Source organism: Pseudoalteromonas sp. 11L1 (assembly GCF_055397545.1).
The window spans coordinates 526,654-544,052 of sequence record NZ_AP041141.1; the positions used below are offsets into that span (position 1 = coordinate 526,654).

Consider the following 17,399-nt stretch of genomic DNA (forward strand, 5'->3'; position numbering starts at 1 on the left):
TAATCAGCCAATAAAAAAGCCATAAGTAATTTTTACTTATGGCTTTAAAAAGTATTGAATAAATAAGAGATTAACCTAGTAGCTCATCAAACAAATTAAATAGCGTGTCCATTTCTTCTAGAGTGTTGTAGTGCATGCAACCAATGCGTACTACGCCGCCCTTATCAAGCACACCCAGTTGTTTGCATAAACCTTGGGCGTAAAAATTACCATCCCATACACATACATGCTGTTTGCCCAAAAATTCAGACACTTGGCGAGGCTCTAACCCTTCAAAGGTCAGTGCAAACGTAGGGGTACGCTCACTTAAGCGAGCTAAGTCATCAATACCAAACAATTTAATACGCGGGTAATTAACCAGGCGTGTTAAAAAGTATTCACTAAGCGCCATCTCGTGTTGTTTCGTTTTTTCAAACGCAACACGCAGTTTTTCTCGGCGTGAGTGACTGTCATCAAGTTCGCTAATTGCCGCAATGTAATCAACCGCCGCAATAAAGCCCGCTAGTGCTTCAAAACTTTGGGTACCAGTTTCCCAACGACCAGGAGCAATATCTTTCGCTGGCTCTACTTTATAAGGTGTAAACCCTTCTAAGTGCGAAGCTTTACCGTATACCATACCTAAGTGCGGACCAAAAAACTTATATGCAGAACACGCTAAAAAGTCACAATCTAATGCTTGCACATCGATTAGTTCATGAGGGGCATAATGCACAGCATCAACATACACCAATGCACCGACATTGTGCGCAAGCTCTATAATGCGTTTAATATTGTTAATAGAGCCAGTGGTATTTGAGGCATACGTAACGGCAACTAATTTAGTGTTAGCGTTTAATAAGCTTTCAAAATGCGCCATATCTAAACTGCAATCGGCTTCGTTAATTAGCGCTGTGTTAACCACTGCACCTTTATCTTCAGCGGCTTGCTGCCAAGACGATACATTTGAAAAATGATCTGCATTGGTCACAATAATTTCATCGCCTGCTTGCCAACTGCGTGAAATCGCGCGGCTGAAGCTAAACGTAAGGCTGGTCATATTAGGGCCAAATACAATATTTTGTGCACTAGGGGCATTTAACAAATCAGCCGCCGCTTGACGCGCATTAGCCATCAGTTCAACCGTTTTGTCACTTGAGAAAAACGCACCGCCCAAGTTTGAATTATAATGCCCTAAATAAGCAGTCATGGCACTGAGTACCGGTTGTGGTACTTGTGAGCCACCTGGTCCATCTAAAAACACCGGGGACTTGCCATCAACCGTTTGCATTAAAGCGGGAAATTGCGCGCGCAATTGCATTAAATTCATTTTATTTCTCTTAAGCAGTTAGTACAAAACAATCCAGGTAACCTGGTTTATTGGCATCAATTTTGTTCATTGGCGTGGCGTTATGCCATACCTGACGATCATTAATTAGTGCAAACATGCCGTCTTTTATTTCCATTTTAAAACACGGTTCTGCTTGTTGGTTTTCATAAACCAATAGCTCACCGCCTTCTAAATTTTCATGAGAAACACCACATACGCATACATGGTCAAACCCGTCTTGATGCACACCTTCAGGGGCTGCTGGCGTGTCGCTATCAATCGCAAGCATTCTAAATTGGTGAATTTCAATATCACGATCTACATCAATACCGGTAATCGCACAAAATTCGCTAACAATATTTTTCATACCCTCAGACTCAAGCAAGCTTTGCTCTAAATTTTCGTAAGTACGTTCAACATTACCTTGAAAGGTATTAATTGAATCGTCTTGCACAAACGCTTTAGTCGCTTGAAGGTTGAGCTCATCATTTTGTAGTTTAACTACTGAATAACGGCGTTTGCGAAACGCACCATCTGCATATGGGTTTGCAGGTAAGTTATCAAAAGAAGGCTTAACCAAATCAATGTTGGCTTGGTTAATAAAACGAAGTTGCAGTAAATTCTGGTTGTTTAATGCGGTCATAAAATCCTGCTTATAATAATGATAATATTGGCAGGGATTTTAATGCATATAGCGAGGATTTTTTGCTTTATTATCCAACTCAAAAGCAAATAATAATTAAATTTAATTCAATATAAGATTATTAAAGCATGAATAATCCAAATTAAATTTAAACGATAAAAAACCCGCCGAAGCGGGCTTTTCATTCAAACTCTATTAATTATACAGCTTGCTGAATAATTACGTTGTCTGCTTTTTTAGTGTACTGAGGCATACGGTGGAAGTTCAAGTAACGGTAGGTATCTGCTGCCGTTGCATTGATTTTCGCTGCATATTCTTGGTACTCAGCCGGAGTAGGTAATTTACCTAAAATTGCCGCTACTGCTGCCAGCTCTGCTGAAGCTAAGAACACATTTGCGCCTGTACCTAAACGGTTAGGGAAATTACGTGTTGAGGTAGACACAACAGTTGCTTTATCTGCAACACGTGCTTGGTTACCCATACACAGTGAACACCCAGGCGTTTCAATACGTGCTCCAACACGACCAAAGATACCGTAGTAACCTTCGTCCGTAAGCTGGTCTTTGTCCATCTTCGTTGGTGGTGCAACCCAAAGCTGTGTTGGGATACGACCTGTAAAACCATCGAGTAATTTACCCGCGGCGCGGAAGTGACCAATGTTAGTCATACAAGAACCGATGAATACCTCATCAATTTTCTCGCCTGTTACGTCAGATAGTAAACGCGCATCATCAGGGTCATTTGGCGCACACAGTACTGGCTCTTTAATGTCAGCTAAGTCGATTTCAAGCACATGCTTGTACTCTGCATCTTTGTCCGCTTCCATTAGTTCTGGGTTAGCTAGCCATTCTTGCATTGCTGTAATGCGGCGCTCAATCGTACGAACATCGCCGTAACCCTCAGAAATCATCCACTTAAGCATAACAATGTTAGACTCAAGGTATTCGCTGATCGACTCTTTAGAAAGCTTAACAGTACAACCTGCTGCTGAGCGCTCTGCTGATGCATCTGATAGTTCAAATGCTTGCTCAACAGTTAAGTGCTCAACTCCTTCAATTTCTAGTATACGACCAGAGAACTCGTTGATTTTACCTTTCTTCTCAACCGTTAATAGCCCTTCTTTAATACCGTAGTAAGGGATGGCATGAACGAGGTCACGCAACGTGATACCAGGCTGCATTTCACCTTTAAAACGAACCAAAATCGATTCAGGCATATCAAGTGGCATAACACCTGTTGCTGCTGCAAATGCGACCGCACCTGAACCCGCTGGGAATGAAATACCTAATGGGAAACGAGTATGTGAATCACCACCGGTACCTACGGTGTCTGGTAATAACATACGGTTCAACCATGAGTGAATTACACCATCACCAGGACGAAGCGATACACCGCCACGGTTCATGATGAAATCAGGAAGTGTATGATGCGTATTTACGTCAATTGGTTTAGGGTAAGCCGATGTATGACAGAAAGACTGCATGGTTAAATCTGCAGAGAAGCCTAAACAGGCTAAGTCTTTAAGCTCATCACGTGTCATAGGACCGGTGGTATCTTGCGAGCCAACCGTAGTCATTTTTGGTTCACAGTATTGGCCTGGGCGAATACCGGCAACATTACATGCTTTACCCACCATTTTTTGCGCAAGCGTAAAGCCTTTATCTGACACTTCAGTAACTGCTGGTACTTTAAATACGTCAGTTGCACCTAAACCCAGTGATGTACGTGCTTTGTCTGTAAGACCGCGACCAATGATCAGTGGAATACGACCACCAGCACGAACCTCATCAAGAATGACGTCTGATTTAAGTGTGAACGTAGAGATCACGTCATCAGTACCGTGACGTTTAACAACCCCTTCATAAGGGTAAATGTCGATTTGGTCACCCATGTTGAATTCATCAACATTTAATTCGATTGGTAATGCACCCGAGTCTTCCATTGTATTAAAGAAAATAGGCGCAATCTTATTACCTAAACAGACACCACCTACGCGCTTATTTGGTACAAATGGGATATCAGCACCCATAAACCAAAGCACAGAGTTAGTTGCTGATTTACGTGAAGATCCCGTACCAACAACATCACCTACGTAAGCAAGTGGTAAGCCTTTAGTTTTTAATTCTTCGAGCTGGGTAACTGGACCTACTTCACCGTTTTTATCAGGGTTAATGCCATCACGTTCTGTTTTAAGCATCGCTAGTGCGTGAAGTGGAATATCAGGACGTGACCATGCATCTGGGGCTGGCGATAAGTCATCAGTGTTTGTCTCACCAGTGACTTTAAATACAGTAACCGAGATCTTTTCAGCAACAGCTGGCTTATTAGTAAACCATTCTGCGGCAGCCCAAGACTCAATGATTTGTTTGGCGTATGTATTACCTGCTTTTGCTTTTTCTTCTACATCGTAAAACGCATCAAACATTAATAATGTGTTTGAAAGACCCTTAACTACGATTGGCGCTAACGCTTCGTCATCAAGTAGGTCAACCATTGGCGCGATATTGTAGCCACCAAGCATAGTACCTAGCAATTCAGCTGCTTTTTCTTTAGAGATAAGTGGAGAAACGGCTTCACCTTTAGCAACAGCCGCTAAAAAACCAGCTTTAATATAGGCTGCATCATCAACACCCGGCGGTACACGATTGATTAGTAGTTCTAGTACGAACTCTTCTTCACCTGCAGGTGGGGTTTTAATTAGCTCAATAAGATCAGCCGTTTGCTGAGCATCTAATGGCGCTGGTACGATACCTAACGCGGCACGTTCTTCTACGTGTTTACGATATTCTTGTAGCACAGTATTGCCCTCTTGGTGACGTGAAAGTATTCGGAAGTGTTTATAAAACAAACCATAACCCAATACTTATAGTATTCTAACGCTCGATTATAAAGCTTTTATGCATAGATTAAAATCCATCCACTTAGGCAGCTAGTTATACCGATTATTAATAATATGAATAGTGGATTTCATAAAATCAACTTTCATGAATACTTATTAACAGCCATAAAAAAACCCAGCCTAAGCTGGGTTATTTGTAAAGTAGTAGTACTATTTACGTTTAACTTTTACGCGCTCAACGGTTGATATATGCGCTTCAACACGGCGATTTTCTGCGTGTGCTTCTGCCGTATTCGCTTTATTTACAAGACGCTCCTCACCATAACCTATTGTACTGATACGCTCTCTTGAAATACCATCTTTTACTAACTCATCGGCAACATCGTCGGCACGCTTTTGAGAAAGCTTTTTATTGTAGCCAGCATCACCCACTGCTGAAGCATGACCCTCAAGTAGTACAGTTGTATCTGTATACTCTTTCATGAATTTTGATACCGCAGCTATATCATCAAAATATCTTTGTTTAACAATGGCTGAGTCATGTGGGAAAGTGACTAATAGCTTAGTAGTTACTTTAGACTCTTCGTATAAAGTGCACCCGTCACTATCAACTGCATCTGTTACTGGTGTGTTGGCGCATTTGTCATTAGCATCAATCACGCCGTCGTTGTCACTATCTAGAGGAGCAACTACTGCAGCTTCAACTACAGGCTCAGGAGCAGGCTCAACTGGTGCTACTGGTGCTGATTTCTGGCCAAAGAAGTAGTTAATACCTAACTTTGCGCCAACATCTGTGTAGCCTTTATCTAAACCTTGGTAAACACTGGTTTCAGCATTTACAAAGAAGTTGTCTGTAACAAAGTGTCGGTAACCTACACCTGCATTTACAAACGTGTTGTCATCAACAACATCAATATCTTTCAAACCGAATAAACCGTAAAAAGGACCGCCGCCAAAGTGGTAAAGCGCATCAATACCGTAACGTTCGCCGTCAATATCGTTGCGGTTGTTAAGTACTTTATCATGTGCATTGAAGTCTAGGTCTGCGTATTCTAAACGCGCGCTCCAGTAATCATTAAAGCGGTAACCTAATTCAGCACCCCAACCTGTTGACTCATTAACGTCAAGGCCAGCTTGATCACGCATGTTTTTCCACGAAGCATCGTAGTAGTCACCGAACGCACCGATGTAAAAACCTTCTTGTTCGGCAGCAAAAGTTGATGCGCTAGTTGCAGCTAACGCAATGGCAATTGTAAGTGATTTCAATTTCATTGTTTTCTTCCCATTTTAACAACTAAAAATGTAGCTAAGCATTGCTAGCCCTTCTAACTTACCTATACAGTAACTGAGCCTTTGTTAATCAATACTTAACGCAAATATATTTTTCCAATATCTAGGATAATAAAACTAGCCCATAAAAAATGTTACTGAACAAAGACTAGTTCAAAAAGCAAACAATCGCTTTAAACCCCATACGATCACTGGCCTTTATAGGTATCATGGTATCACCCGCTCATAGTTTGCTCTATGAATGAACATCGCCGTGGTAAAAAATGACCTTTTATATTCATTTTCAAATGCAAAAACCAGCACTTAAGTACCACAAAAAGTACGATAATTCTTATCATCTTCGGGCGGCTGTTGAAACTCTGTAGCTTGCATATTGCTTGTGTAAGGGCTCGACATCACTTTGCTAAAACGACTGAGTAGCTCACTATCCCCATGCGTAGTGTACTGAGAAATAATCTCTTCAATAATATGATTACGAGGAATCACACCCGGATTGGCTTGTCGCATCACTTGATAGCTGTGCTCATTAGTTCGTGTTTGCCATTTCTGCGCCCAAGAGGCGAGTACTGATGGTATTTCAGCTTGCCCATTTAACGACTCAGTTAACGCATTAAAAGTATTGGTATAATCAAGCTGGTATTCTTTTAATAACCCTAGCAACTCTCCCACCAGCTCATTATCTTTAGCATCAGCTATTGTTAGCCCTAACTTTTGTGCCCACATAGCGCTAAATTGCTGATTAAATTGGGTCGAAAAATCTGCAATGATAGGTGTCAGCATTGCTACGGCTTGCTCATCGTCGTCACTTATTAGTGCCATTAGACTCTCTGCTAAGCGAGCACAGTTCCAACTCGCCATGTTTGGCTGATTACCAAATGCGTAACGCCCTTGCTTATCAATAGAGCTAAACACGGTATCAAAATCAAACTGGTTCATCATGGCACATGGACCGTAATCTATGGTTTCACCACTAATTAAGGTGTTGTCGGTATTCATTACCCCATGAATAAACCCCACCCTCATCCAACTTACGATTAAGTTAACTTGATTGGTTATCACTGCGGCTAGAAAATCCAAGTATCGCTGGGCGCCAGTGCTGTTAATTTCAGGGTAATGTCTTTGAATGGCTAAATCGGCTAAGTTTTTTAGACTGGTCAAATCGCCTTGGGTAGCTAAATATTGAAACGAGCCTACTCGAATATGGCTACTCGCGAGTCGCGTTACAATAGCGCCAGGTTGAGGTGGGTTACGATAAACAGTTTCACCACTACCAACCACGGCTAAACAACGCGTTGTTGGAATGCCAAGCGCATGCATTGCTTCGCTCATTACGTACTCGCGAATGGCGGGACCTAATGCACAGCGCCCATCTCCACCACGCGAGAATGGCGTAGCGCCAGCGCCTTTTAATTGCACATCCCAAAGCTGGTTTTTATCATCACTAATCGCGCCAAGTAAATGCGCTCGGCCGTCTCCTAAGCGTGGAGAAAAATGACCAAACTGATGACCCGAATACCCTAATGCAACTGCAGAAACTGCTTGAGGTTCATTTCCACTGAATATATTTGCCCGAGAATCGGCATTCACTTGTATATTAAATTGTTCGGCTAAGGGCTCATTCCATAACAATAACTGTGGCGCTGTCACCTTGGCTGGATGATCGCTAATTGCAAACCCCTCACCAATGTCGGTATACCTTGGCACTAATTTCATGTTTAATCCTATTGTTTTTGGCTGATACCTACGCGATTGTCGCCGACACCATAAGCGACAATTAAGCTTAGCTCTTGCATGCTTAAGCCGCTTTGCTGCTGCAGTTCATTAAAGAATGCCTGCGCCGCACTTAGTGACTTTTTAGTTTGCAATCCACCATCTATAATTTTATGTGCACGCAAATAGCTTTCTACGTCTCTTGAAAGTAAAAAAGTATCTTTTCCTAAGGCGCGCAGCGCATAAGGGCCGGTATTACCACCCAGCCTCGCACCATGCTTTTTTAAATACGCCCACAAGCCAATAATATCTTCACTTGGCCAGTTAGCAATAAACTCACTAAAGCTGCCGTGTTGCTCTGCAACTTCGTGGATCATATACGCATTATCAGTAATGGTTTTTACTTTTTTATAATTGCGCACAATCCGTTCGTCACTGGCTTTTTGTTCTAAAATGTCTGGTGGCATCATCAATAATTTTTCAACACTGAAATCCCAGAAAACCTCTCTAAATCCGGCCCACTTACTGTTGATCACCGACCAATAAAAACCACTTTGAAAAACTTTCCGAGTAAATTCTTCTAGCCAATCATCATCACTTAATGTGACGAGTTGCTTTGTTGATAAAGGTTTTGAGAGTAACAATTTAAGCATTTTTTCAGAGCCCTTTCGCTCCACTGCACGCTTATAAATATCGCTAAATTTTTCCATCTGCTTAATACCTTACTTCGACCATGAAACTAGTTTACGAGAAAAGCAGCCAATACGTAACCGTTGCTATTATCGATGAACTATTCTGTATTTAGTCACTTGACACCTAGACGGCTAAAGTGGTTTAATCGCCACACTTACCCTATTACATTGTATTTGCTGATTGATTTTTCAATAGCAAGTGCAAAGGGCTGGAAGAGGTGCGTTATTCAGGTAGCGTATGTTAGGAGCGCAAACTCCATTGAGCATACGTGAGGGGAATTAACGCCGAGAGGTAACACTTTTTTGTGAAAGGTTACTTCGGGCGACTAGGTTGAATCCTAGCGACTGTCACCAATAACATATTTGGTGGAGAGCTTCTGGTCTTAGTATAATAAGGCCGTGCGCCCTATTATTTAAGCCCATTCGCTCTTCGAATTATAAATACATTCAAAGAGTCAGGCACCCTAAATACCCGCCAATAACTCGACGAATGCCCTATAAGTTCGTGAGAGATGATCAACAACTTCAATATTAACAATTTCCATTTATGGACTGCGCTGATCACCCCATTTGATCAAAATGGCCTAGTTGATTACGCAACCTTAGACACCTTGGTGGCCGAACAAGAAGCCGCTAACAACGGCATTTTATTACTTGGTAGCACTGGCGAAGGGTTAGCCCTGACCCTAAAAGAGCAGCAAGCCATCGTAGAGCATGTCTGCCAATTAGAGCCGAGCGTCCCGCTTATGGTCGCAGTCGGTGGTAGTAACTTAAAGCAGCAGCTTGAATGGGTTAACTACTGCAACCAACTGCCTATTCATGGTTTTTTACTTGGCTCGCCTTTGTACGCCAAACCCGGTGCAGTGGGGCAAACCCATTGGTTTGAAAGCCTGCTCAATGCCAGTTCTCATCCTTGTATGCTTTATAACGTACCAGGACGTAGTGCGGTTAGCATTCCCATTGCAACCATTGAAAACCTCAAACAACATAAAAATTTATGGGCACTCAAAGAAGCCAGTGGCTGTATTTCTCAATTTGAAGCCTATCGACAAGCAGCGCCTGAATTAGCCATTTTTAGTGGTGACGATGCCCTCATGCCTTATTTTGCCCAAGCAGGTGCAAAAGGTTTAGTGTCGGTTGCAGCCAATGCATGGCCAGTGCAAACCCATGAGTTTGTAAAGCGCAGTTTAAGCGGCCAACACCCTAATCTTTTTGTCCAGTGGTCTAGCGCTATCAATAGCTTATTTTCAGTAGCAAACCCTATCCCAGTCAAAGTGTTAATGCATTTACAAGGGCGTATTAGCAGTCCGCATTTACGTCCACCTTTAACACACCTTGAGCTGACACATACAGATGACATTTCATCGGCAAACAACACCATTTTATCTTGGCATTAAATACAGGTTTTTATAATGAGCTGGTTAGAACTATTAAATAATTTAGAAACGGGCGCGGTTCGCGCAGCAACACAAGACGAAAACGGCCAATGGCACGCTAACGTAGAAGTAAAGCAAGGCATTTTAGAGGCATTTAAAAACGGCACTAACATGGAGTTTCCTGGTGGCTTTGTTGATAAACATAATCTAGCGCCGCAATGCTTTGAAGCCACAGCAGGCGTTCGCATGGTGCCAGGTGGTTCAAGCGTACGCCGTGGTGCACATGTTGCCAATGGCACTATTATTATGCCACCTGCGTACGTAAATATTGGCGCCTTCATTGACGAGGGCACTATGGTAGATAGCCATGCATTGGTTGGCTCATGTGCGCAAGTGGGTAAAAATGTTCATTTGAGCGCCGCGGTACAATTAGGCGGGGTACTTGAGCCCATTGGCGCAAGCCCTGTGGTCATAGAAGACGATGCATTTATCGGTGCAGGCTGTGTGATTGTTGAAGGCGTGGTAGTTAAAAAAGGCGCGGTACTTGCCCCTGGTGTTCGCTTATCTGCAACCATCCCTGTTTATGACTGCGTTAATGAGCGTCAGCTTGATAAAGGCGAAGCAATCCCTGAATACGCGATTGTGATCCCAGGCTCTCGCCCTGCGTCAAATGACTGGGCCCGTGATCAAGGCTTGAGTATGTCGTGTGCCTTAATTGTTAAATACCGGGACGAGCAAAGTGACGCGTCATTATTGCTTGAAGAGGTTTTACGTTAATGACCTTTTTGAGCACGCCCGTTAAAAGCGCTATTGATGAGCTTTCGAGTAAACTCGATACTCCATTTTTTGTCTACGACCTTGACTCACTAGATGCGCATCTTGCGCACTTAGTGGCGCAAACCGAAGTAAAGCTTTGGTATGCGGTTAAAGCCAATCCCCTATCTAAAGTGATACAAAGTTTAGATAACTCAGGTTTTAACTTTGATGTCGCCAGTAAAGGCGAACTTGAGCAAGTACTTGCCCAAGGAATTAACAGCGAGCGCGTGCTCAACACGGGCCCTGCTAAAAGCCCAAGCCAAATTAAACACTTTATTGAGCGCGGTGTACGCATATTTGTGGCAGAAAGTCTTAATCAGGTGCGTTGGTTAAACGAACAAGCCGATGCCCAGCAGTGCCAGTTGCAAGTATTACTGCGTGTTCAATTACGCTGGCCCGAGGGTGATAAAAACCCACTTGGTGGTGATAGCCTTACTCCATTTGGCTTAGGGTGCGATGAATGGCAATCGCTCAATACTAAAGCCTACACAGCATTGAGCTTTGATGGCCTACATATTTTTCAGTGGGGTAACATGCTCAGCAGCGACAAACTTGCAGATCTGTGGTCGCAAATGATTACGCCGTTGAGGCAACTTGCTGAGCATTTAAATATAAACCTGAATATTTTAGATTTAGGTGGCGGTTTAGGTATTCCTTACACCCTTAATGACCCGACTTTAAGCTGGGATGCATTAATAGCAGCCCTTGCAAAGATTAAACGCGATGCAGGTGTTAAGGAGCTTTGGATGGAGCTTGGCCGTTACGCGGTTGGCGAATGCGGCCACTACGCCACACCTGTGGTTGAGCGCAAATTAAACTACGGCCAACAGCAGGTAATTATGAGCGGCGGTATTAATCACTTATTGCGCCCTGCGGTTACTAATCAAGACTTTCCTGCGCGTTTATTACGAGATTCAAACGCAGCAAACCAAGCAATGAGCCTATACGGACCTTTATGTACAGCACTAGACTGCTTAGGGGAGCATCAATTACCGAGCGATTTAAATGAACATGACTGGCTGGTGTTTAGTCAATGCGGTGCTTATGGTTTTACCGAAAGTATGCCGTACTTTTTGTGCCATGAACTGGCCGGTGAATATGTTATACACCATGGCGAAATCAACTGTATTCGCCAAGCAGAAGATGCAAGCCACTACTTGAGGTAATAAAAATGAATAACACCACAGCTATAAGCCAGGAAAATATTGTAGTTGGTGAAGTGGCAAATGGCCTACCACTGACTATTCCTGTCTATCGTTTAAAGGGCGATGGCACAGGCCCAAGTGTGTATATACAAGCTAATATGCATGGTGCCGAAGTACAAGGTAACGCGGTTATTTATCAGCTACTTGAACAGCTAAAAAACCTTAATTTAAAAGGTGACATTACCTTAGTCCCCTACGCTAACCCCATTGGCTGTAATCAAAAATCGGGCGAATTTACGCTTGGCCGATTCGATCCTATTACGGGGACTAATTGGAATCGTATGTATCACTGTAATAATCAGCTTGCATCACAGTTTGCAAAGCAATACTGCGACGCTGACGATACAGCTCTAAAAACAGCATTTAAAACCGCGTTAATTAATGATGTTGAGCAGCAACTTAATGGCCCAGACTATCGTTTAACAACCGGTAAACGCATAGCGCTAAACTTACAAAGACTAGCGCATCAGGCTGATATTGTTTTAGATTTACACACTGGCCCTATTTCTAGTCAGCACTTATATTGTCCTGAATATGCCACAGAAAGTGCCCGTTACTTTAATATTCCCCATGTGCTAGTGATCCCTAATGACTTTGATGGGGCAATGGATGAAGCGAGCTTTTGTCCATGGTGGCAACTTAGCGAGCAACTTGCTCAGCAAGGCCGAAATTTTAACGTACAAGTTGAAGCCTTTACGGTAGAGCTGGGAAGCCAAGAAAAAATAGGTTTAAGCGCGGCACTAGACGATGCCAATAGTATTTTAAGTTATTTAAATCATAAGCAAGTATTTGTTGATGCCTCCTACAAGCCAAAGGTGATGACAAGGTATGGCTGCCAACTAAATGATTATATTGCTTACTATGCACCTATGGGTGGCATGGTTGAATACTTAGCCCCTCTTGGTGGGCACATTAAAGCGGGCGAACCTATAGCTAAAATACTGCGAATGGAACGCTACCTAAGCGAACAACCACTGCAAACATTAATCTTTGATCTTGATGCAATTGCGATATTGCATTTTGCCTCAGCTAGTGTGAACCAAGGAACTGAACTTTATAAGTTTTTTACAAACGTTTTTGAGCTTTAGCTCACCCCTTCTCATTGCGTGAGAGTCTAACTAGCGAGCTATTAGCTAGTTATCCAGTAAAAGCGACTTAGGTCGCTTTTCTTTTTGCTTTATTAAAGTTCAGGACAAATTCACCGTATACGTGTTAAAAATGCGTTATAATCACAACAAATCTGTTACTTCCCTCACTTACAAAGGAATTATAATGAGTTGGCGCCACTGGATACTACTCTCAACATTACTAAGTACTGCTGTTATTGCTGAAGAAACAGCAAAAAACGAGCAAAACAATGAACTTGAGCTGGTTAAACAATGTATATTAAATGAAGTGATAGGTGGAGACGGTAAGCAAACCCTCGATCAATTGCGCGAAAAATGCTCTGCAGTTGAAGAAAGCAAGCAGCTAACAGCTATCGATAAACGCCAAGCCCGTGAAGCGGTTGGCAAAAAGAATCGTAATGTAATTACGCCGCATAAACGTAATTATATTTTACCGGTTTCATATATGTCGAACCCAAACACTCGTCCGTTTGATGGATTTGCAGAATTAACCGATAAAAAAGATGGCGACCCTCTCGATAACCTAGAAGCTAAATATCAGTTATCAATTAAAGTACCTTTGTATGATGAGTTTGCCGACTCAGACCAAGCTATATTTTTTGGCTTTACTCTGCAGTCATACTGGCAAGTATACAACGACGATATTTCTTCTCCCTTTCGAGAAACTAATTACGAGCCAGAAATTTTCTGGATTAATTACTTAGACCCTGAAAACGTTTTATGGGGCGATGAAATGGCAATAGCCATTGGTATTTCGCATCAATCTAATGGCCGTAGTCAGCCAAACTCGCGTTCTTGGAACCGTATTTATGCCGATTTCATTTGGGAAAATGACGGCTTTGTATTTAGCTTTAAGCCTTGGTACCGCATTCCTGAAAATGAAAAGCCTGCGCCGTTAGATGCACGAGGTGACGATAACCCTGATATCTATAAATACATGGGTTACTTTGAATTTGGTGGCGCGTATCGCTTTCACGATCATGAATTTAGTTTTATGACTCGTAATAATTTAAATTCAGATAACCGCGGGGCAATTCAGCTTGATTGGTCATTCCCTCTATGGGGAAGAGTACGCGGCTATGCGCAGTACTTTAATGGCTATGGTGAGAGTTTAATAGACTATAACGCCGATATTGAACGCTTTGGTGTCGGTATATTACTGACTGACTTACTGTAATAACCGCTAATAAAAAAGCCAAGCAACTCGCTTGGCTTTTTCGTTTATTCTTATTACTTTTTAACCACAAACTGCCCTTCAAACTGAGCAACTATTTGATCACCATCAAAAATGGTTACTGGCACTAAATAGCTCGCCTTACCCGCCTCTTGTAACTCTATTAAGTTACCTTTGCAGGTTTGAATATCAACACAGCCTTTAGGGTCGGTATTCAGTGGTTTTAAATATTTAATATTAGCATCGGCTAACACTATATTACCCTCAAGTCCGGCTTCTTTTAATGCTAAGTACGTTGCTCCCCAACCCGTTAGTGTAGCTAGGCTATAAATAGAGCCTGCAAACATGGTGTTGTGTAAGTTTAAGTTAGCATTTAAATCTGCACGAGTAGTAAATTGCCAATCAGTGTAGCTTTCTACTTTTATCCCCATTGCATCACTAATAGGGATTGATTCACGCCATGTATTTTGCAGTACTTGAGTCCAATTAGGGTGACGAAACCAACCTGGCTCACTCGGCTTGAGCTTAACCATTTTATAATGTTGAACATCACCATAGGCTAAATGCGCTTTTTCTTTATTTTCGTAGCCATGGCGCTGATAAAATTCCAGAGCACGTTCGCGAGCAAACAGCACTAATTCATCAGCATCTTGATTCCACGCTATTTTTTCTAGCTCATGTAATAAGCGGCTACCAATATGTTGATTACGGTTACCCTCTGCAACCGCCATATAACGTACTTGAGCTTGTTGCTGATTATTAAAGTGCAAACGCGCCACACCCAATACTTCACCTGCTTTATTTTTAATAAAGCGGTGTTCAGCTTCTTGCTCTAAATCGTCTTGCTCAGAACCACGAGGCTCGCCCCATGGTGCACGTAAAACTTGCCAGCGTAATTGATAATAGGCTTGCCAGTCTTCACTACTTTGAGGGGTGCTCACTTGAAACATACAGACTCCATAAATTAAAAATGTAAAAATATTGCGCTGTGCATTTTGTGAAAAACACCATACTCGATCTGGGTAAAACTGCAAATACGACTTTGGTTTCCTATAAATGACTGTAAAAAATTAATGACAAAATCGATTGCGCTTTACCCCTGCTGGTTTATGCTCAATACCATGAATAAATATATCCATGGTAGCAGTGGCCTGATCAGCAGGCACTTTATTGAGCATAGTTCATCGCTAGGCCAGTTACTTTATTGGCATAATCAACATGGCATAAATATACAAGTTCGAGAGCATCAACAGCTGCGCTGGCTGCTTATTAACAACACCTTGCAATCAGTTATTTTAACCCGGAGTCCACAAGTATTACTGTTTCCTCACCTTGCCTATTTAGCAACAGTTTGGCAGCAACGACCAGCACCTAAAAAAATACTTGAGCTCGGTTTAGGTGGTGGTGCTATACGCAACTACCTGTTAAAACAGTACCCTCGAGTACAGCTGACTTCAGTAGAAAAAAACCCTCATATAATTGACTGTTATCAAGATTTTTTTGCCCTTAATGAACAGGGCCAAATTTACTGTGAAGACGCACAAACAGTTTTAAAGTCAGCGGTGAATATAGATTGGATTATTTTAGATTTATTTAGTGAACTAGACGCCCCTAGATTCTTATTTGATTTATGTTTTTATCAAACAATTTATGAGGCGCTTGCTCAGCGGGGCATCTTATTTATTAACTTTTTATCGCAACATAGCTCCCAACTTACGCAGCTACAACTTGTGCTTAAGCGCGTGTTTGGGGGAGCCGTTAGTATTAAAAAGATCACCGGATTTGTGAATCACATTGTGGTTGTAGAAAAAACACTTTAAGCGGTTAAATTAAAGGTAACCGGACCGTCGTTACATAAACTAACCTGCATATCGGCTGCAAATACACCGGTAGCGACCTTTATACCGAGTAATTTAGCCTGCTCAACAAAGTAATTATATAATGCTTGCGCTTGATCTGGTGTGGCTGCCGATGAAAAACTAGGACGCATGCCTTTTTTGGTATTAGCTGCAAGTGTAAATTGCGATATGACTAATAGCTCGCCTTGTATGTCTTTAAGACTGAGGTTCATTTTATCGTTTTCATCACTAAAAATTCGATAATTACTGACTTTGTGCAATAGTTTATCAGCAACACGCTCATCATCTTCTTTTTCAACACCAAGCAGTAATACAATACCTTGCTTTATTTCGCCAACAATCTGTTTTTCTATTGCTACGTTAGCGTGTGTTACCCGTTGAATTAGTCCTTGCATTTATTCACTACCCTCTGCTTGTTGCTCTTTTTTATTGTAATGTTGCATGTTAATACACACAGTAAATTCAGCACCTAGTAGCACGACTACCCACGACAAGTATACCCATACAAACAAAATAGGAATGGTTGCTACCGCACCATAAATCACTTCGTATGATGGAAAATGGCTAATGTATAAAGCAAAGCCTTTTTTGGTTAACTCAAATAACATTGCAGCAAACAGTGCACCAGGAATAGCGGCCCTAAATGAAACTCGCGTATTCGGCACTAAGGTATACAGCATGATAAAACCTGCCATAGAAATAGCATAAGGGAGTAGTTTTAATAAAAAACCACTAAACCCAGGGATCCCCTGATCAGCAAACGACACTAGTGACACAATATAAGAGGTGACACCAATACTCGCACCCAGTAGTACAGGTCCCAAGCTCAGTACCATCCAATACACAGCAAAGGATATCATCATTGGGCGTTTTTTCTTTACTCGCCAAATACGGTTTAGTGTGGCATCTACATTACGAATAAGTAGCAAGGCAATGGCTGCCAAAAAACCAATACCTACCGCCGTCATTTGATTAGCATTACCAGCAAACGAGCTAATATGTTCTTTAATAACATCGGAAGAAGTCGGCACAAAGTTAGTAAATAAAAAACTTTCAATGGCTAAACGGGTCGATTCAAACCCCGGAAAAGCAGAGAAGATTGCCACCCCCACCGCTATCAACGGAACCAACGACAACAAGGTAACGTATGCTAAATACCCTGCATTAATGGTTATTTGATCGTCTATACAGCGATTGAAATATTGCATCCACCAGCCTGGTTGCTGTTTTAGAAACACCTTAGCTTGCTGTTTATAATGAGAGAGCTTATCATTCATACAATTAACTTTGTTGGTGAGCTTTTGATTATAATAACAATCAAAGCCATAATTTACAGCATTAACACTCGTAAATAGGAATTCA

General features: G+C 42.0%; 15 protein-coding genes and 1 riboswitch. Of the genes, 6 read left to right on the forward strand and 9 right to left on the reverse strand.

Features of this window, described 5'->3' with window-relative positions:
* Window positions 1-70: 70 nt before the first annotated feature.
* From ACZ5WS_RS02440 to ACZ5WS_RS02465, 6 genes are all read right to left on the reverse strand, one after another.
* Window positions 71-1,306: a cysteine desulfurase-like protein gene (locus ACZ5WS_RS02440; protein WP_464710480.1), complete on the reverse strand. Its 1,236-nt coding sequence runs from the start codon at window positions 1,304-1,306 to the stop codon at window positions 71-73.
* 10 nt (window positions 1,307-1,316) lie between these two features.
* Window positions 1,317-1,949, reverse strand: coding sequence for a 2OG-Fe dioxygenase family protein (locus tag ACZ5WS_RS02445; protein WP_464710483.1), 633 nt, complete (start codon window positions 1,947-1,949; stop codon window positions 1,317-1,319).
* Window positions 1,950-2,148: 199 nt separating this feature from the next.
* Entirely contained in the window at window positions 2,149-4,746 is a 2,598-nt protein-coding gene (gene acnB, locus ACZ5WS_RS02450; RefSeq protein ID WP_464710485.1) for a bifunctional aconitate hydratase 2/2-methylisocitrate dehydratase, read from the reverse strand.
* 252 nt (window positions 4,747-4,998) lie between these two features.
* Entirely contained in the window at window positions 4,999-6,060 is a 1,062-nt protein-coding gene (locus ACZ5WS_RS02455) for an OmpA family protein (protein ID WP_138606695.1), read from the reverse strand.
* A 321-nt stretch (window positions 6,061-6,381) separates the two neighbouring features.
* Window positions 6,382-7,791 (reverse strand): protein adenylyltransferase SelO, encoded by a 1,410-nt coding sequence (locus ACZ5WS_RS02460; RefSeq protein ID WP_464710488.1) that lies wholly within the window; start codon window positions 7,789-7,791, stop codon window positions 6,382-6,384.
* Window positions 7,792-7,799: 8 nt separating this feature from the next.
* Window positions 7,800-8,498, reverse strand: a complete 699-nt coding sequence (locus ACZ5WS_RS02465) for a DNA-3-methyladenine glycosylase I (RefSeq protein ID WP_178954620.1) — start codon at window positions 8,496-8,498, stop codon at window positions 7,800-7,802.
* 187 nt (window positions 8,499-8,685) lie between these two features.
* A riboswitch (Lysine riboswitch) is annotated at window positions 8,686-8,865 on the forward strand.
* A gap of 127 nt (window positions 8,866-8,992) precedes the next feature.
* Here ACZ5WS_RS02465 and dapA point away from each other — a divergent pair.
* From dapA to ACZ5WS_RS02490, 5 genes are all read left to right on the forward strand, one after another.
* Window positions 8,993-9,877 carry a 4-hydroxy-tetrahydrodipicolinate synthase gene (gene dapA / locus ACZ5WS_RS02470; protein WP_178954618.1) on the forward strand — a complete coding sequence of 295 codons (885 nt, stop codon included), beginning with the start codon at window positions 8,993-8,995 and terminating at the stop codon, window positions 9,875-9,877.
* A 15-nt stretch (window positions 9,878-9,892) separates the two neighbouring features.
* Complete coding sequence (locus ACZ5WS_RS02475; protein WP_464710491.1) at window positions 9,893-10,633, forward strand: 2,3,4,5-tetrahydropyridine-2,6-dicarboxylate N-succinyltransferase; 741 nt, start codon at window positions 9,893-9,895, stop codon at window positions 10,631-10,633.
* Window positions 10,633-11,838 carry a PLP-dependent decarboxylase gene (locus tag ACZ5WS_RS02480; protein ID WP_464710492.1) on the forward strand — a complete coding sequence of 402 codons (1,206 nt, stop codon included), beginning with the start codon at window positions 10,633-10,635 and terminating at the stop codon, window positions 11,836-11,838. The genes ACZ5WS_RS02475 and ACZ5WS_RS02480 overlap by 1 nt, the downstream gene beginning before the upstream one ends.
* A gap of 5 nt (window positions 11,839-11,843) precedes the next feature.
* A complete protein-coding gene (locus ACZ5WS_RS02485; RefSeq protein ID WP_464710494.1) occupies window positions 11,844-12,965 on the forward strand; it encodes a succinylglutamate desuccinylase/aspartoacylase family protein in 1,122 nt (373 codons plus the stop codon).
* 184 nt (window positions 12,966-13,149) lie between these two features.
* Window positions 13,150-14,181, forward strand: a complete 1,032-nt coding sequence (locus ACZ5WS_RS02490; protein WP_055012465.1) for a phospholipase A — start codon at window positions 13,150-13,152, stop codon at window positions 14,179-14,181.
* A gap of 53 nt (window positions 14,182-14,234) precedes the next feature.
* Here ACZ5WS_RS02490 and ACZ5WS_RS02495 read toward each other — a convergent pair whose 3' ends face one another.
* A complete protein-coding gene (locus ACZ5WS_RS02495; protein ID WP_138606709.1) occupies window positions 14,235-15,128 on the reverse strand; it encodes a bifunctional GNAT family N-acetyltransferase/hotdog fold thioesterase in 894 nt (297 codons plus the stop codon).
* A gap of 123 nt (window positions 15,129-15,251) precedes the next feature.
* Between ACZ5WS_RS02495 and ACZ5WS_RS02500 the strand changes: the two genes are divergently transcribed.
* Window positions 15,252-15,998: a spermidine synthase gene (locus ACZ5WS_RS02500; protein WP_464710498.1), complete on the forward strand. Its 747-nt coding sequence runs from the start codon at window positions 15,252-15,254 to the stop codon at window positions 15,996-15,998.
* On the opposite strand, the gene dtd is transcribed toward ACZ5WS_RS02500, so the two are convergent.
* Window positions 15,995-16,432: a D-aminoacyl-tRNA deacylase gene (gene dtd / locus ACZ5WS_RS02505; protein ID WP_010392023.1), complete on the reverse strand. Its 438-nt coding sequence runs from the start codon at window positions 16,430-16,432 to the stop codon at window positions 15,995-15,997. The two genes, ACZ5WS_RS02500 and dtd, sit on opposite strands and share 4 nt — an antisense overlap.
* Window positions 16,433-17,314: a virulence factor BrkB family protein gene (locus ACZ5WS_RS02510; RefSeq protein WP_198522395.1), complete on the reverse strand. Its 882-nt coding sequence runs from the start codon at window positions 17,312-17,314 to the stop codon at window positions 16,433-16,435.
* Window positions 17,315-17,399 lie beyond the last annotated feature (85 nt).

Excerpts from the sequence above, each read along its gene's own strand:
- ACZ5WS_RS02440 (WP_464710480.1), bottom strand. The coding sequence starts at position 1,306 with ATGAATTTAATGCAATTGCGCGCGCAATTTCCCGCTTTAATGCAAACG.
- ACZ5WS_RS02445 (WP_464710483.1), bottom strand. The coding sequence starts at position 1,949 with ATGACCGCATTAAACAACCAGAATTTACTGCAACTTCGTTTTATTAAC.
- ACZ5WS_RS02455 (WP_138606695.1), bottom strand. The coding sequence starts at position 6,060 with ATGAAATTGAAATCACTTACAATTGCCATTGCGTTAGCTGCAACTAGC.
- ACZ5WS_RS02460 (WP_464710488.1), bottom strand. The coding sequence starts at position 7,791 with ATGAAATTAGTGCCAAGGTATACCGACATTGGTGAGGGGTTTGCAATT.
- ACZ5WS_RS02465 (WP_178954620.1), bottom strand. The coding sequence starts at position 8,498 with ATGGAAAAATTTAGCGATATTTATAAGCGTGCAGTGGAGCGAAAGGGC.
- dapA (WP_178954618.1), top strand. The coding sequence starts at position 8,993 with ATGATCAACAACTTCAATATTAACAATTTCCATTTATGGACTGCGCTG.
- ACZ5WS_RS02475 (WP_464710491.1), top strand. The coding sequence starts at position 9,893 with ATGAGCTGGTTAGAACTATTAAATAATTTAGAAACGGGCGCGGTTCGC.
- ACZ5WS_RS02480 (WP_464710492.1), top strand. The coding sequence starts at position 10,633 with ATGACCTTTTTGAGCACGCCCGTTAAAAGCGCTATTGATGAGCTTTCG.
- ACZ5WS_RS02485 (WP_464710494.1), top strand. The coding sequence starts at position 11,844 with ATGAATAACACCACAGCTATAAGCCAGGAAAATATTGTAGTTGGTGAA.
- ACZ5WS_RS02490 (WP_055012465.1), top strand. The coding sequence starts at position 13,150 with ATGAGTTGGCGCCACTGGATACTACTCTCAACATTACTAAGTACTGCT.
- ACZ5WS_RS02495 (WP_138606709.1), bottom strand. The coding sequence starts at position 15,128 with ATGTTTCAAGTGAGCACCCCTCAAAGTAGTGAAGACTGGCAAGCCTAT.
- ACZ5WS_RS02500 (WP_464710498.1), top strand. The coding sequence starts at position 15,252 with ATGACAAAATCGATTGCGCTTTACCCCTGCTGGTTTATGCTCAATACC.
- dtd (WP_010392023.1), bottom strand. The coding sequence starts at position 16,432 with ATGCAAGGACTAATTCAACGGGTAACACACGCTAACGTAGCAATAGAA.
- ACZ5WS_RS02510 (WP_198522395.1), bottom strand. The coding sequence starts at position 17,314 with ATGAATGATAAGCTCTCTCATTATAAACAGCAAGCTAAGGTGTTTCTA.